The 15,392-nt window shown below is 57.6% G+C and carries 13 protein-coding genes and 1 pseudogene; 9 read left to right on the top strand and 5 right to left on the bottom strand.

The window, feature by feature from the left end; translation table 11 throughout:
- Positions 1-54: 54 nt before the first annotated feature.
- Positions 55-666: a glutathione S-transferase family protein gene (locus tag ASD46_RS08200; RefSeq protein WP_003517029.1), complete on the bottom strand. Its 612-nt coding sequence runs from the start codon at positions 664-666 to the stop codon at positions 55-57.
- A gap of 195 nt (positions 667-861) precedes the next feature.
- Complete coding sequence (locus ASD46_RS08195; RefSeq protein ID WP_003517028.1) at positions 862-2,277, bottom strand: aldehyde dehydrogenase family protein; 1,416 nt, start codon at positions 2,275-2,277, stop codon at positions 862-864.
- A 98-nt stretch (positions 2,278-2,375) separates the two neighbouring features.
- Between ASD46_RS08195 and ASD46_RS08190 the strand changes: the two are divergent.
- The 3 genes and pseudogenes from ASD46_RS08190 (at position 2,376) to ASD46_RS08180 (ending at position 5,874) form a co-directional block, all read left to right on the top strand.
- Positions 2,376-3,214 (top strand): annotated as a pseudogene (locus tag ASD46_RS08190) (LysR family transcriptional regulator).
- A 350-nt stretch (positions 3,215-3,564) separates the two neighbouring features.
- On the top strand, positions 3,565-4,932 hold the full coding sequence (locus tag ASD46_RS08185) for an enoyl ACP reductase FabMG family protein (RefSeq protein ID WP_060641980.1): 1,368 nt from the start codon (positions 3,565-3,567) through the stop codon (positions 4,930-4,932).
- A gap of 318 nt (positions 4,933-5,250) precedes the next feature.
- Complete coding sequence (locus tag ASD46_RS08180) at positions 5,251-5,874, top strand: pyridoxamine 5'-phosphate oxidase family protein (protein WP_025591660.1); 624 nt, start codon at positions 5,251-5,253, stop codon at positions 5,872-5,874.
- 394 nt (positions 5,875-6,268) lie between these two features.
- Here the strand turns inward: ASD46_RS08180 and ASD46_RS08175 are convergent, their stop codons facing one another.
- From ASD46_RS08175 to ASD46_RS08165, 3 genes are all read right to left on the bottom strand, one after another.
- Positions 6,269-6,628: a hypothetical protein gene (locus ASD46_RS08175; protein WP_013637537.1), complete on the bottom strand. Its 360-nt coding sequence runs from the start codon at positions 6,626-6,628 to the stop codon at positions 6,269-6,271.
- Positions 6,629-6,722: 94 nt separating this feature from the next.
- Positions 6,723-7,346: a hypothetical protein gene (locus ASD46_RS08170; RefSeq protein WP_035200805.1), complete on the bottom strand. Its 624-nt coding sequence runs from the start codon at positions 7,344-7,346 to the stop codon at positions 6,723-6,725.
- 295 nt (positions 7,347-7,641) lie between these two features.
- On the bottom strand, positions 7,642-8,370 hold the full coding sequence (locus tag ASD46_RS08165; protein ID WP_013637539.1) for a DeoR/GlpR family DNA-binding transcription regulator: 729 nt from the start codon (positions 8,368-8,370) through the stop codon (positions 7,642-7,644).
- Between the two features lie 338 nt (positions 8,371-8,708).
- On the opposite strand from ASD46_RS08165, the gene ASD46_RS08160 reads away from it, so the two are divergent.
- The 6 genes from ASD46_RS08160 to rbsK all read left to right on the top strand — a co-directional run bounded on the left by ASD46_RS08160 (position 8,709) and on the right by rbsK (position 15,381).
- Positions 8,709-9,755, top strand: coding sequence for an autoinducer 2 ABC transporter substrate-binding protein (locus ASD46_RS08160; protein WP_060641979.1), 1,047 nt, complete (start codon positions 8,709-8,711; stop codon positions 9,753-9,755).
- Between the two features lie 71 nt (positions 9,756-9,826).
- Positions 9,827-11,326, top strand: a complete 1,500-nt coding sequence (locus ASD46_RS08155) for a sugar ABC transporter ATP-binding protein (RefSeq protein ID WP_003517010.1) — start codon at positions 9,827-9,829, stop codon at positions 11,324-11,326.
- A gap of 13 nt (positions 11,327-11,339) precedes the next feature.
- The gene (locus tag ASD46_RS08150) at positions 11,340-12,317 is read left to right on the top strand and encodes an ABC transporter permease (protein ID WP_003517007.1); all 978 of its coding nucleotides are present in this window, start codon (positions 11,340-11,342) and stop codon (positions 12,315-12,317) included.
- A 14-nt stretch (positions 12,318-12,331) separates the two neighbouring features.
- A complete protein-coding gene (locus ASD46_RS08145; RefSeq protein WP_013637542.1) occupies positions 12,332-13,330 on the top strand; it encodes an ABC transporter permease in 999 nt (332 codons plus the stop codon).
- A 4-nt stretch (positions 13,331-13,334) separates the two neighbouring features.
- Positions 13,335-14,417: an aldose 1-epimerase family protein gene (locus ASD46_RS08140; RefSeq protein WP_013637543.1), complete on the top strand. Its 1,083-nt coding sequence runs from the start codon at positions 13,335-13,337 to the stop codon at positions 14,415-14,417.
- A gap of 25 nt (positions 14,418-14,442) precedes the next feature.
- A complete protein-coding gene (rbsK, locus tag ASD46_RS08135; protein ID WP_013637544.1) occupies positions 14,443-15,381 on the top strand; it encodes a ribokinase in 939 nt (312 codons plus the stop codon).
- The last annotated feature ends 11 nt before the right edge of the window (positions 15,382-15,392 follow it).

The following is a 15,392-nucleotide window of genomic DNA, read 5'->3' as shown; positions in this document are numbered from 1 at the left end:
GTCAGCTCTCCTAAGAAGGGATCGGGCACGCTTCGGCGCGCACCCGAATGCGGATCAGGCGGCAAGGCCAACCGGAGTCCCGATAAAGTCCACGAAGCCCGGAAGCGCTTCGATACGACGAAGCAGCCTGTTGACCGCAGGATAAGTGGAGAGATCCACGTTGCCTTCAGGGGCGCGGGCCACGTAGCTGTAGATTGCGACGTCAGCGATCGTCGGGCGTTCGCCAACCAGCCATTCTCGGTCGGAAAGCTGAGTTTCGAGTTTTCCAAGGACCGCATGGGCGCGACCAATGACTTCGTCCGGATTGAACTTGGCACCAAAGACGGTGACCAGGCGGGCCGCCGCCGGACCATAAGCGATCTCGCCGGCAGCTACCGACAGCCAGCGTTGGACCGCTGCGGCGCTCTTCAGGTCATCGGGCAGCCAGTCCGTGCGTCCGGCTTTCTTGGCAAGGTAGACCAGGATCGCGTTAGAATCCGATACGTATTCGCCGTCGTCGTCGAGAACCGGAACCTGGCCAAACGGGTTCATCTTGAGGAAATCGGGCGTCTTGTGCGCGCCGGACATGAGGTCCACCTCAACCAGCTCATGCGGCAGGTTGATCAGTGAAAGGAACAGACGGGCCCGATGCGAGTGGCCCGACAAAGGATGATGATAGAGTTTCATTGTGCGCTCCTGCGAGTATCGTTCGGGTCAATTCCCGATCCGCACCTGCAGATTGCTATTATTACGTTCTGATGAGAACGATCGCGCTTCACACTTCATCATTACGCCAGGTGCAACAATGGCCGCCCAACAGGGTTCGCTCGACGGTATGTGGCATCAGGCCACGCAGCTAAAAAGTTGCGTGGCCTTTAAATGTCACGACAGTACGGCACGGGGTTCGAGAAAGGCCTCGAGCCCAAAGACGCCGAATTCCCGCCCGAAGCCGGATTGCTTGAATCCGCCGAATGGTACCATTGGGTCATGCGGCGCATCGTTGATGAACACGCGGCCTGCCTCGATCTGGTTTGCGACGCGTTTTGCCCGCGCGACGTCGGAAGAAAAGACGTGCGCCTGCAGGCCGTAATCGGTGTCGTTCGCGATCGTGATGGCGTCTTCCTCGTCGCGGTAGGAGATCAGCGATAGCACGGGGCCGAATATCTCCTCGCGCGCGATGCGCATGTCGTTGCGGACGCCGGTAAAGATGGTGGGCTTGACGAACCAGCCGCGCTGCAGCCCTTCCGGACGACCTTCGCCGCCTGCCAGCAGTCTGGCGCCTTCCTCCTGTCCCAGGCGAATATAGCTTTGCACGCGATCCCACTGCTTCTGGCTGACCATCGGACCAACCTGAACCTGTTCGTCGGCCGGTTCTCCCGACCTGAAGTCTTTGATGGTGTGGCTGAGCCGTTCCTCGATTTCACCGAACCTGCTTTCTGGAGCAAGAATGCGGGTTCCGGCAATGCAGGCCTGACCGCTGTTGCGGAACCCTGCCACCAGCACCTGCGGGATGGCGACCTCAAGATCGGCATCGTCCAGAATGATGCTGGGGCTTTTGCCGCCAAGTTCCATTGTGACGCGCTTCATAGTGGCCGCGGCCGCCTGAACAATGCCGCGACCTGTGGCAGTGGAACCGGTGAAGGTGATCTTGGACACGTCGCGGTGAGCCGTCAGTGCCGCACCAACGACGCCTCCATACCCGGTGACGATATTGAAAATGCCATCGGGAAGACCGGCCGCGTGCAGACATTCAGTGATCACCTGCGTCTGCAGGGCGCTCATCTCCGAAGGTTTGATCACCATCGTTGCTCCGGCTGCAATGGCGGCGGAGAGCTTGCCGCAGATAAAACTGTAATTGCTGTTCCAGGGCGTGATCGCCACGGCAACACCCGACGGTCGCATCTCGACATCGGCGCTGCCCATGCGGCGTTGGAACTCGTAGTCCTTCAGCGTTCTTGCCATGTCGAGAAAGACGCTACCTGCGCGTGACGCTGAAAAGCCGATGAAGCCCGATGGCGCACCGTATTCTTCACGCATGGCGGACGCCAGATCGTCGGTTCGGGCGGACACCGCGGCATGCAGCCGGTTCAGCATGTCGATCCGCTCTTTTCTGGTCGTATTCGAAAAGGCTGGGAAAGCGCGTTTGGCGGCAGCAACTGCGCGGTCGGCGTCCCGCTCATCTGCGAGCCGCACGCTGCCGATCTGGTCCTCGGTTGCCGGATTGAAAAGCGGCGCCCATTGATCGCCGTGCGGCGTGACAAACGCCCCGTTGATATAGATCCGATCGATGATGTGCATGTTTCTTCTCCTGTGATGGCTTCACAGCAAAAATGGCATGCGGTAAGTGTTGCGTGTAGTAGGACAAAATCGGACAGCCTGATGAACTGGATTGCGCAATGAGGGCAAGCCTGATCGAGCTTGAAGCGGTTGCCGGCGTCGCGCGTCACGGTGGATTCCGGGCTGCCGCGCGCGAACTCGGTATGTCGTCATCGGCTTTGAGCCATGCGATCGCCGCACTTGAGGAGCGCCTTGCCGTCAGGCTTTTCAACCGCACCACGCGTAGCGTGTCCTTGTCTGCAGCCGGTGAGCAATTCCTATCTGAAATCGCACCTGCCCTGCAGACGCTCGAGAAGGCGATCGAAAATGTCGGTGAACATTCAGATCGGCCCTCCGGGAGACTCCGGCTGAATATGGCGCCGGGCGCGGCGCGCATTCTGCTGCAGCCGCTCATCCTCGAGTACAGCCGTCGATACCCGGATGTCGACATCGAGATCGTGACCGAAAATGCGCTCGTGGATGTGATCGGCAAAGGTTTCGATGCGGGCATTCGTCTCGCCGAGGCTATCTCGCCCGACATGGTGGCCGTACCGATCATTCCGAAAATGCGGTCTTTCGTCGTCGGCTCGCCGCGCTACTTCGACGGCCGTTCAAAGCTTGTCGTCCCAGCCGATCTCGCCCGGCACGTCTGTATCCAGATGCGCATGACAAGCGGGAGACTCTATCGCTGGGAGTTTGAGAAGTACGGGGAAACACACTTGATCGATGTCAGCGGCCATCTGACATTTGATGGGTCTGACCTTATTCTGGAGGCCGCGGCGATCTCATTCCTGTTTTGGAAGACTGGTCTCCCGAATATCCGGGACTTAGCCTTTATTTCTCGCAACGGCGACACATGCCAGCCAAACTGCGTGCCTTCATCGAGCTGATCCGAGAGCGTTCGACTGGCGACAATTGATAACGAGGATGCCTATCTTTGTCGTAAGCCTGGTCGTTGGTGCATATTTTGTCGATACCGGTCTTCTTGCAAACTTGCGAGAAGGCAGTCTGAACAGTCTTCGACGCGACAAGATTCGGCGTGGTGCGCCACTGGAGAGGCGCGATGTTTCCAGCGAGCTCTTTTTTGGTATCGGCGCGCCGATCCTCCAGCCTCGGCGTCCCCTGTATTGTAGGGCGAACAGAGACCGACTTCACGTTTTGAAATGAACGGTCACCGAAAATGAGTTCCCATTCCGTGCCAATGCGGTCATGTCTTTGCAAAACTTGCACGAGCCAGTGTTCGATGACAAACTTTAAAGAGTTGACAGCATGGAAAATCCGGTTGCATTGAATCGCCTTTCTGAAAACACGGTCTTCCGTAAAGGCGACGTTTTCGTACTCTTCGGCGAACTGTTCGGCCGCGGATACGCCACCGGCTTGCTCGACGAAGCGAGACGGGCTGGAATGGAGATTGTGGGGATCACCGTCGGGCGGCGTGACGAGAACAACACGCTGCGGCCGCTCGACGCCGATGAACTGTCTTCGGCGGAGGCCCAGCTGGGCGGCAGGATCATCAACATACCTCTTATGGCGGGTTTCGATCGCGATGCGCCCGCAGACGGGCCGACTCCCACCGATCTCCTGGCAAAAATGACGCTTGAGAGCTGGGAGCACGACAAGCTCGACTGGGACTATGTCAGGCAATGCCGCGACATTGCCAATGCGCGTTTTACGGAATCGCTTTCGAAAGTCATGACCGTTCTCGACGGTATGATCGCCGATGGCCGCAATGTTTTCTTCGCCCACACAATGGCAGGCGGCATCCCGAAGGCGAAGGTGTTCCTGGTTATCGCTAATCGGATCTACAAGGGAACCGGAACCCGCCACATGTCCTCGCAGACCCTGCTCGACAGTGACATGGGAAAACTCATCCTGCAGAATTTTGACGACGTCTCCGCAAACACCTTTCGCCATCTCATCGATTTCAGTGCGGCGATCCGCGAGCGCGTTGAAGCTTCAGGCGGTCAAGTGCGATATACGGCCTATGGTTATCACGGATCGGCGGTCCTCATCGACGGAAGTTATCGTTGGCAGACCTACACCAACTACACCCAGGGTTACGCGAAGATGCGGCTCGAAGGCATTGCAGAGGAAGCCTGGGCTAAAGGGATCAAGGCAACAGTTTATAATTGCCCCGAAATCCGGACCAATTCGTCCGACGTGTTCACCGGTATCGAGCTGCCCCTGATACCGCTGCTGCTTGCCTTGAAGAAAGAAAACGGCGGCCAATGGGCAGATGACCAGTGGCAGGCCTGCCAGCAGCTGCTGGTAGATGGCCTAACGATGGAAGACGTCTTCGGCAAGATCGCCGCCATGCAGGCCAGCGATGTCATGCGTCCGTTCTATGACTTTTCGGCATGGCCCATGGCAAACAGCCAGGCGCAGGCTGATCTCACCATCGGCACGTCCAACGAAATCACCCAGATGCATCGGGATAGCAAGGTGATGATCAGCGATCTGTTGAGCAGTCTCGTTGTGACGGCAACAGGGCAGCTAATCTTCGGTGAATCTTCCGAACCCTCCGGTCCAGTTCTGTGGCTCAACCATGACATTGTGGCTCGGCGACTTAACGCTTCCCACCCGCATTCGAAGTCTTCCGCGCCGCTAATGGGATCCGCGCAGCCTGAGATGGCGTGAAGGCTTCCCAGCCTGGCCTGGAGACCGGGTGCTTTAGCCATGAACGATCCAGAACCAGATGGGAGGACTGGTCCCTGGTGGTAAGAAACAACTACCCCGATGCCGAGCTTTATGTTGATCGTCTCTCCCGGGCCTTGGTCGGATCGTCGCTGATCGCGGCGAGATGCGTTGGCAAGTTGCAGGCTAGGGCTTGCAGGACTAACGTATACGCCAGGTCTGAAGGGTATAGCAGCGCAAAAAAATCGGGCTTGCTATAAGACAACTTAGGCTCACACCGGGAGACAGCGGTGCGAGCCTGCGTTAACAGGGGATTGAGACATGCCATATCATTTCCTTGAAGTCGCCGTGACGCCAAGCGTCAGAGCCGCTCAGTCTGCCATGGGCGTGGACCAGATCTGGTTGGGTAATGATAGCCGTCCCTCCGATACCCTCACAGAAGACGAGATCGCTTTCATCGCCGCACGTGACAGCTTCTATATGGCATCAGTCTCTGAAACGGGCTGGCCCTACGTTCAACATCGTGGAGGCAAAGCCGGTTTTCTCAAAGTCGTTGATCAACGAACTCTGGCCTTTGCCGATTATCGCGGCAACCGACAGTACATCAGCACCGGCAATCTGGCTGCCAACGACCGGGCCTGTCTTTTTCTGATGGATTACGCGCGAAGGGCGAGGCTTAAAATCTATGTTCATGTAGATCGGCTGACACTTGATGCCGACCCGACGCTCAACGATCTGGTATCCGACTCCACATATAAAGGCCGCGCGGAGGGGATTTTCAGGCTTCGGCTTGAAGCGTACGACTGGAACTGTCCCCAGCATATTACTCCGCGCTACACCCAACAGCAGGTCGAGCAGGCAGTCGCTCCCCTTCGTGAAAAACTGCTGCAATTAGAAACCGAAAACGCAGCCTTGCGAGCACAGTTGGGAGGACTTCAAACATGAATGAAGTTCTACGACCACTATGTCCCCCGTTCAGCGTGGTGGAGAAAGTGCTGCTTGCCGTTTGTTAGGATATCTGGCAGGCGCGTTCTTGGCCGCTCCTTTGAGCGCGCGCAACACCTGCAGTGATCAGCCGCATGGGGTACTAACGGTCTACCGGAAATAATTGTCAGCTTTCGGGCTTCCAGTTTGCGGTGAGGCCGTGACAACGCTTCCGACCGCCTTGTGTCGATTGCGGTAATTGTGGAAGAACGGCCAAGAATGTTGGCCGAGCCGCTGCCTTGAGGCTTGTGCCAATGCGTATCGGAGCAAGCCATCAGGCAAGCACAAAAAGTGAGAGAAAATGTTCCGTTTTTCAGTGATAGTGGCTGCGTGCTTGAGTATCAGCGGATGCGGACTAACCAAGGTACCTGATTTTGTGCATGATCGCGACGTGAGCAAGCTGGATGCGGTAGGTGTCAGCCTGGAAGCCGCAAGAGCGATGGCGACGCGAAACGGCTTCCGATGCAACCAAAGCCTTGATCGAAACCGCACAGTCGTGGCCAAAGACAACGTCCAACGCAAGACCGATATCCTTGAGTGCCATAAAACCTCCTTTGATCTGGTCTGCCCGCAGCGACGATACGTGGTTTTCAATGCCGATCCGCAGAGCGGCATAGTTTACAGCGTGGGCCGGCGTATAACCCAACATTCCTGTTTCTAAACCGATGAACTTAAAATGCTCCGGCGTTGAACCTGCCGACGAATGTTCTTTCACGGCAAAGATCGCCGCTGGAACATTGACCCTGCCGATGAAATGTCAGGCCAAGTGCTGTGATCGCGCGTGATACCAAGAGTGCTGGCATAAGTGCTTAACGAAGCAGTCCGTCCACGTCGAACTCCTCCCAGCCGCCGAGCTTCGAGGCCGGATCATCGGAAGACGTCGTTGGCCGCTTCGCAACCTTCTTCTTGAGCGACCGCGTCAGCTTCGCCTGATATGCCGCGCGCCGCCTCTTTTCGGCTTTCGCCTCTGCATCCTCCACCCGCCATTCGTCCACAACGCCACGGTCGAGAAGGTCTTCGACCACCTTGGGGTCAAAGACATGGAACGTGATCTGACGGGCGCGGCCATTCAGTCTGACCGTTCGCGTCCCCGCGCTCGGCAGGCGACCGTCGGCAAGCCAACGATGCCGCTCGCTCGTCTTGATAGTCAGGATGTCCTCGATTTCGCGCGGGATTACCGGCAGTGCAGCGGCCTCCGTCACCACTTTTGTGACGATGGTCGCTGCTGCATTGAAGGCGGTCTTTTCACTGGCCGTCATCGCCAGGGTGAGGTCGACTCCTTCGAGCGAGATCAACTTTTTTGCATGAGCGGGCAGCCTTGCCTGTATTTCTTGAAGGACGCCTTTGGCGCGAACGGCCGACCCCATTGTCACGGTAGCCGGCAGGGTCCATGTTCTGATCAGTTCGATGTGATGTTTTTCATGCTTCGGCATGTCGCACAGATGGTGTTTGAGCGCGTTCAAGTCAAACAGCTAATTGATGGCACTCGTTCACTCGGCCAACTCGCTACGAGGCATGGAAGACACGTCTGATGAACATCAGCCGATCTTTCCTCTCCCTTCGTATTGCTGAAATCTTCCATCAGGATACGCAGGAATGGTGTAGCAGCAGGGGCGTTTCTGCCGGCTTTCTGGCCGGACTGCGGTGATGTTCGCCCTGGTGGGGCGAAAGATATCGCTGAGCTCTCTCTCCCGAGGCTTATTTGGGAGCCCTCGTTGTCGGTTTGTCTCAAGCCCAGGGTGAAGGCTGATCTGCAATAACTGAGTTGAAGTCGCCTATGGCAGCGTAGCGCGCGGCTCGCACCTTTCTGAATTTGCTGCTGTCCACCACCAGATGCTTTTGAACCGAGCGTTGCATAACCATCTGCTTGATCGGCACTTCATGAAAATGTGAGCAGGTGACGCCATGCTGTTCGTCCACGCCACCGGCAGACAAAAATGCCTTGTTGATATTGATGCGCTTCAGCACCTCGATACCCTCATCACCCGAAAACGAAGCCGCTTCCGGATGATAGACCCCCCCGAGCATGATCAGGCGGACATCGGTTCTGCTCGCCAGCTCCTCTGCAACATTGAGGGAATAGCAGATGACCGTGACATGGGCGTTTGCCGGAATTTGCCGCGCCAGATGCGGCATCGTCGTTCCGCAATCGATGAATACAGTGTCATATGGTTCGATTAGAGCTGCCGCCTGCGTGCAGGCGCGCGCCTTGGCAGTTGCATGGCTGTCCTTCTCCTGCTCGAGCACATAGTCGCTGCTGATGGCGCCATCCTGAACCGGAATGATGTAGCCGCCAAGACAGCTAAGCCGCTGACCGTCGGCGGCAATGTCGCGGCGAATGGTAATTTCGGATACGCCAAGCCGGGACGCTGCGTCCCGCAGCCTCAGGACACCCGTTTCCTGAACCAGCCCGGCCAGTGCGTCCAACCTGGCATTGTGTGCACTTATTCTGCTCACCTTATCTCCGCTTTCGGTTTGTCCCTGCGCTTCATATTTCGGTGTTAGTTTCCTTGCAATCGCCCCTCTCTACGCTTGACAGAAGAACAACAAACATGAAACGATCGAAACATAATGATCGGATTGTATCATAATAGTTCGCATTATCGGGAGAGGAAGACAACAGGTTTCTGGGTCACATCGTGGTCCATCTACCGGGGCGTGGGAAGCCTTTTCCGGGAGAATGAGGAGGCGTCGGACGCGTGAGGAGCGGATACCGGCGTTAGGGATCGACCATTGTCGGGTGCTGCGACTGGAATAGGTCCGGCACAGTGCAGTTTCAAAGGGAGGAGTTATCCGTGAACAAGATTTTCGCAACCATCGCGCTTGCTGCCACGCTTTCGGCGTCGGCTGTCTTTGCGCAGAGCGCCGTCGATACATCGAAGGTCAATAAGGAATTGATCACCGCGGCGAGTGGCAAGAAATACACCATTGCGACCGTCGTGAAGGTGGATGGCATCGCGTGGTTTGACCGCATGCGCGATGGCGTCGAGCAGTTCAAGGGCGATACCGGAAACGATGTCTGGATGGTTGGCCCAAGTCAGGCCGATGCCGCCGCCCAGGTACAGATTGTTGAAAATCTCATCGCGCAGGGCGTTGACGCCATCGCCATCGTGCCGTTCTCGGTGGAAGCGGTGGAACCGGTGCTCAAGAAAGCCCGCGATCGCGGCATTGTCGTCATCAGCCATGAGGCTTCCAATATCCAGAACGTCGATTTCGACATCGAAGCCTTCGACAACAAGGCCTATGGCGCGAACCTGATGAAGGAGCTCGGCAAATCCATGGGCGGCAAGGGCAAATATGTCGCCACCGTTGGCAGTCTGACGTCCAAGTCGCAGATGGAATGGATAGATGGCGCCGTCGAGTACCAGAAGGCCAACTTCCCGGAAATGTCGCAGGCGACCGAGCGGCTGGAAACCTATGACGACGCCAATACCGACTATACCAAACTCAAGGAAGCGATGACCGCCTATCCTGATATCACCGGTATTCTCGGCGCGCCGATGCCGACATCGGCAGGCGCGGGTCGCCTGATCGCCGAAGGCGGTCTGTCGGGCAAGGTCTTCTTCTCGGGCACGGGCCTGGTTTCCGTTGCCGGCGAATACATCAAGAACGATAACATCCAGTACATTCAGTTCTGGGATCCGGCCGTTGCCGGTTATGCCATGAACATGCTGGCTGTCGCGGTTCTCGAGAAGAAGAACGAGCAGATCAAGGCCGGCCTGAATATGGGCCTGCCCGGTTACGAAAGCCTGCTGGTTCCTGACGCCTCCAAGCCACATCTGCTCTATGGCGCAGGTTGGGTCGGCGTGACCAAAGAAACCATGGACAAGTACGACTTCTGATCCGAACCACGGAGGGAGGGGCAACCCTCTCTCCTTACACCCCGTGTTTTCCAGCCTTGCACGAGGCCATTATGACTGAAAATCTGATCGAGCTGCGCCATATCGGCAAGCGGTTTGGCGGCGTGAAGGCGCTCGACGACGTGTCGCTGAGCATTCGCCCGGGAGAAATCCATTGCCTTGCCGGTGAAAACGGTTCCGGTAAATCCACCGTCATCAAAATCATGTCCGGGGTTTACACGCCCGAGGACGGCGAGATTCTGATCGACGGGAAGCCTGTTGGCAAACTCGATCCGGTAAAATCCGTTCACCACGGTATTCAGGTGATCTATCAGGATTTTTCGCTGTTCGGTAACCTGACGGTCGCCGAAAACCTGGCGATCAATACATTCTTGATGGAAGGCCGCAAGACGGTCGACTGGCGACAGGTTCGTCAGCTGGCTCAAAAGGCGTTGGACCGCCTCGGCGTGAGCATCGATCTTGATGCGGATGTCGAAAGCCTGCCCACGTCGGGCAAGCAGATCGTGGCGATCGCCCGCGCTCTCATGGCCGATGCGCGCCTGATCATCATGGATGAGCCGACGACGGCGCTAACGCGCCACGAGGTCGATGCCCTGTTCAAGATCGTGCGCGATATTCAGGCGCAGGGCATTGCCGTTCTCTTTGTCAGCCACAAGATGCGCGAGATGCTCGAAATCAGCGAGCGCCTGACCGTTTTCCGCAACGGCAAGAAGGTTGCCGAAGGACCGATTGCCGAATTCGACGAGCCGGCAATCACACGCGCGATGACGGGGCAGGAACTGACCGCCCACAGCTACCAGTGGGCTCCTCGGGAGGGCGCCGACATGCCGGTGCTGGAAGTGCGCAATCTCTCGGTTCCGGGTTCGGTGGAAAATGCCGACCTGACGCTGAGGCCGGGCGAAATCGTCGGTATTTCGGGCTTGATCGGTTCGGGTCGCACCGAACTTGCACTGGCGCTGTTTGGCATGCGCCCTGACTTTACAGGTTCAGTGCGCCTTGCAGGCCGCGAGGTTCACCCGAGGACCGTTCAGGAAGGTATTGCCTGCGGTGTCGCCTATGTGCCGGAGGACCGCCTGACCGAGGGGCTATTCCTGACACAATCGATCGAGCGCAATATCATTGTCACGTCGATTGAGAAATTCGTCCGCGGTCTTTTCATCAATCGTAAAAAGGCCGACGAAACGACCCGCGATATGTTCTCGGCCATGCAGATCGTGGCGCCGGGACCGCACACGCCGGTCAACCATCTGTCCGGCGGCAACGCACAGCGCGTGGTTCTGGCCCGCTGGCTGCTGACGGGCGCCAAAGTGCTGATCCTGAACGGCCCGACCGTCGGTGTCGATGTTGGTTCCAAAGCACAGATTCATAACATCATCCGCAAACTGGCCGAAAAGGAAGGCCTGTCCGTGCTGATGATTTCCGACGATGTCCCGGAACTGGTGCAGAACTGCAATCGCGTGGTGGTTATGCACCGCGGCCGTTTCGTTGATGAATTGTCCGGAGAAGGCATGACCGAAGACGCCGTTAATGACCGGCTCAAGACGCTGAATTGAGGGGCCGCAAAACATGAAATTCTTCAGAAGCACAGAATTTATTATCGCGGGCGTCTTGCTGGCGGCCATGGTCATTATTGGTACTATCAACCCGGCATTCTGGTCGCTGGACAACATTTTCGGGCTGCTGCGTTCCAATGTCGTGATCGGCATTATGGCGCTCGGCGTCCTGCTGGTGATGATTTCCGGCGGTATCGATGTTTCGTTCACGGCCTTTGCCATTGCAGCGATGTATCTGACTGTGCGCGCCATGGTCTATCTGGGTTATGACGGCGTGCTCGTTCCCTTCGTTGCGGCAACGCTGATTGGGCTGGCTCTTGGTGCGTTCAACGGTTTCATTATCCACCGTTTTAGGATGATCCCGCTGATCGTGACGCTTGGAACCGGATCGATCGTGCGTGGTCTGGTTCTCGGCCTCGTCGGCACCAGCATCGTCAACATCAACAAGATGCCAAAGGAACTGATCGGGTTCGGCAAAACCGACGTCATCTCGCTGACGTCGGCCACGGGATCGACTTTCGGCCTGACCGCGATGTTTGTGGTCTATATGGGTCTGGCATTGGTTATCCACCTCGTCCTCACCTACACCATGATCGGGCGCAGTGTTTATGCCTATGGCGGCTCGCCCGAAGCGGCCAAGCGCGTTGGCTTCAATACGGGCGCGACGATCTTCTTTGTCTATTGCGTTGCCGGTGCGCTGGCAGGTTTCTCAGGGCTGCTGCACTCATCGATGATCTGGCTTGCCAACCCGCGTGACTTTGTCGGTCTCGAACTCGACGTGATAGCGGCCGTGGTTCTGGGCGGGGCATCGATCTTTGGCGGACGCGGCACGGTTCTCGGCACGTTGATGGGCGTGTTCATGCTGGTGATGGTCAAAAACTCACTGATCATCATGAAGGTGGACACCACCTGGCAGCGCGTCGTTGTCGGCCTGATCATCATCGTCGCCACCGCCATCACCGCATGGCGCGATCGCAAAAGCATAGCGTAACGGGAGAGCGCATCATGAAAAATTCGTTCGATATGCGCCGGCTTCTCGGCAACGACAACAACATCCTTCAGCTCCTTGTGATCACCGTCATCGTCTTCGCGCTGATGACCTGGATGAACCCCGGCAAGTTCCTGAATTATTACAACTTCGAGTCCATCAGCTATATCATGCCCGAACTGGGGATCCTCTCCATCGCCATGATGATCGCCATGCTGACCGGCGGCATCGATCTTTCCGTGGTGGGGATTGCCAATCTGGCGGGTATCATCGCAGGCGTCTATTTCCATTCCACCATGGTTCAGGCAGGGCAATCCTCTACGTCGGGCATGGTGTTATACACCGGTCTTGGCATCCTGCTCGCCATGGCAGTCGGCTTGCTGGCCGGTTTGGTCAACGGCCTGCTGGTCGCGAAACTGCGCATTACGCCAATCCTTGCGACGCTTGGCACAGGCCAGGTCTTGATGGGACTGGCACTGGTGATGACCGGCGGGCCGGCGATCGTCGGTTTTCCCGATGCATGGAACTGGATCGGTAACGGTAAAATCTTCGGCATCGCGACTCCGTTCCTGCTGTTCGTCGCCGTGTGCATCATCGTGGCTATCCTGCTGACGCGCTCGACGCTTGGCATCAACCTGATGCTGATCGGGACCAATCCGCGGGCCGCAGTGTTTGCCGGCATCCGCAAAGATCGCATGATGCTGTATTCCTACATGCTGACCGGCGTTCTGGCGTCACTGGCGGGGATCATTCTGTCCGGCCGAACCAATGCAGCGAAATCCGACTACGGTGCGTCCTATCTGTTGCAGGCGGTGCTGATCGCGGTACTCGGCGGCACCAATCCCGCAGGCGGAAAGGGGCGGGTTCTTGGCATCGCCATCGCACTGATCGCCCTCATGCTGCTTTCCTCCGGCTTCCAGATGATGCGGTTCTCCAACCACCTTATCGACTTCATCTGGGGGGCATTCCTCATTCTCGTCATCGCCATCAATGCGTGGCGCAACCCCGGCAGGTGATCTCATGCAGGCGACGGAATTTCATCTCCGCAGGCAGGACTTTACAGACGTCCCGCATCTTCTGGCCGCAACCGATGGGCTGAAGGTCACCGCCTTCCGCTATGCCACCGGCATTGAGGCACTGCAATTGGACAACCGCCTCGGCCGGATCGTCATATTGCCTTTCATGGGGCAGATGATCTGGAGCGTGGCGTTCAACGGCGTCGACCTGACCATGGGAAGCCGCTTTGCCATACCACGACCGGCAGGTTCAATCGTCGAGACCTATGGGTGTTTTGCATTCCACAGTGGCATGCTGCGCAATGGTTGCCCGTCGCCGCAGGACAATCACCCCCTGCACGGTGAAATGCCCTGTGCCGCCATGGACAAGGCCGGTTTTGTCGTCGCCCACGACGCGCGCGGCGCCTATGTTCGGGTAACAGGCGAAGTTGAATATGTCATGGGCTTCGGCGCCAATTATCTCGCCCGCCCCAGCGTGACTTTGCACGCTGAAGACACGCTTTTTGACATGGTCATGGATATCCAGAACCTGTCATCAGCGCCCATGGACCTCATGTATATGTGCCATGTGAACTTTGCTTATGCCGAGGGTGCACGCATCGTTCAGCCCGTGCCGTATACGCCGGAGCAGGTGAAGGTGCGCACGGCCGTGCCCGGCCATGTGACGCCAAACCCCGATTATCTTTCCCTGCTGGAGACGCTGGCAAAGCAGCCTTCAGCCATGGAAGTGCTTAACGAGCCGCAACGTTACGACCCCGAACAGGTGTTTTACATTAACGGCCTGCCGACGGACGGCGAGGGGCTTACGCATCTGATGATGCAGCGGCGTGAGGGCGATGGCTTTGCCATCTCCTATCCGCTTGCCGCCTTCCCGAAGACGGTGCGCTGGATCCTGGTCAATGGGGATTCGCAAGTTGCCGCATTTGCCCTGCCGTCGACCTGCGAGCCGGAGGGCTATCTGGCGGAGAAGGCCAAGAACAACGTGCAGAGCCTGGCACCGGGCGAACGCAGGGCGTTTCCGGTACGGCTCGGCTATCTCGATTGCGCTGCCGCCGATCAGTTCGGCGCCAGGATCAGCGCCCTTTGAAACAGGATATCCAGGGAATTTCGGCATGAGCAAGAAAATCGGGGTCGTAGGCTCCAACATGGTCGACCTTATCACCTATGTGAACCGTATGCCCGGACCGGGCGAGACGCTCGAAGCTCCCGCCTTCGAAATGGGTTGCGGCGGCAAGGGCGCCAATCAGGCGGTGGCTGCGGCGCGTCTTGGCGCTGACGTCATGATGGTCACCCGGGTCGGTGAAGATGTCTTCGCCGACAATACCATTCGCAATCTCGAGAGCTTCGGCGTGGATACGCGTCACGTGGTGAAGGTTGCCGGCAAGTCCAGTGGCGTCGCGCCGATTTTCGTCGAGCAGTCTGGCGAGAATTCGATCCTCATCGTCAAGGGCGCCAATGCCGATCTTCTGCCGGCAGAGGTCGACAAGGCGGCCGCCGATCTGAAACAGTGCGGTCTGATCCTCATGCAGATGGAAGTGCCGGTTGAGACAGTCTATCACACCATCGAACTTGCGGCCCAAAACGGTATCGAGACGATCCTCAATCCTGCGCCCGCCGCTGCCAATCTCGATCCGGAGCGTATTCGCCAGGTAACGTTCCTCGTTCCGAACGAGAGCGAGCTGGCATTACTGTCCGGCTTGCCGACCGAGACCGACGAAGCAATCATCACTGCCGCCCGTTCCCTGATCGCACGCGGTATCCGTACCGTCATCGTGACGCTGGGCGGACGTGGCGCGCGCATGATTACGTCAGATGAGATCGTCAATATCGAGCCCGTCAAGGTAACGCCGAAAGACACCACCGGCGCTGGCGACGCCTTTATTGGCTCCTTTGCCCGCTTTTATGCCGAAACGGGAGAGGTCGTGTCCTCACTGAAGAAGGCATCTCTCTATGCGGCGCATTCCATCACCCGTCCCGGAACACAGAAGGCTTATGCCAGCATCGAAGAGTTCGAGGCATTCTGCCGCGAACATGACCATGCCGCAGCCTGACCCCAAGAATG

Source organism: Rhizobium sp. Root491, from assembly GCF_001427205.1.
In the GTDB taxonomy this organism is placed as follows: Bacteria; Pseudomonadota; Alphaproteobacteria; order Rhizobiales; family Rhizobiaceae; genus Agrobacterium; species Agrobacterium tumefaciens.
This window is presented reverse-complemented; position numbering and strand designations above follow the sequence as displayed.

Bases quoted from the DNA above. Each gene is read 5' to 3' on its own strand.
- ASD46_RS08145 (WP_013637542.1), top strand. From the start codon at position 12,332: ATGAAAAATTCGTTCGATATGCGCCGGCTTCTCGGCAACGACAACAAC.
- ASD46_RS08150 (WP_003517007.1), top strand. From the start codon at position 11,340: ATGAAATTCTTCAGAAGCACAGAATTTATTATCGCGGGCGTCTTGCTG.
- ASD46_RS08180 (WP_025591660.1), top strand. From the start codon at position 5,251: ATGCCATATCATTTCCTTGAAGTCGCCGTGACGCCAAGCGTCAGAGCC.
- ASD46_RS08155 (WP_003517010.1), top strand. From the start codon at position 9,827: ATGACTGAAAATCTGATCGAGCTGCGCCATATCGGCAAGCGGTTTGGC.
- ASD46_RS08200 (WP_003517029.1), bottom strand. From the start codon at position 666: ATGAAACTCTATCATCATCCTTTGTCGGGCCACTCGCATCGGGCCCGT.
- ASD46_RS08195 (WP_003517028.1), bottom strand. From the start codon at position 2,277: ATGCACATCATCGATCGGATCTATATCAACGGGGCGTTTGTCACGCCG.
- ASD46_RS08140 (WP_013637543.1), top strand. From the start codon at position 13,335: ATGCAGGCGACGGAATTTCATCTCCGCAGGCAGGACTTTACAGACGTC.
- ASD46_RS08170 (WP_035200805.1), bottom strand. From the start codon at position 7,346: ATGCCGAAGCATGAAAAACATCACATCGAACTGATCAGAACATGGACC.
- ASD46_RS08185 (WP_060641980.1), top strand. From the start codon at position 3,565: ATGGAAAATCCGGTTGCATTGAATCGCCTTTCTGAAAACACGGTCTTC.
- rbsK (WP_013637544.1), top strand. From the start codon at position 14,443: ATGAGCAAGAAAATCGGGGTCGTAGGCTCCAACATGGTCGACCTTATC.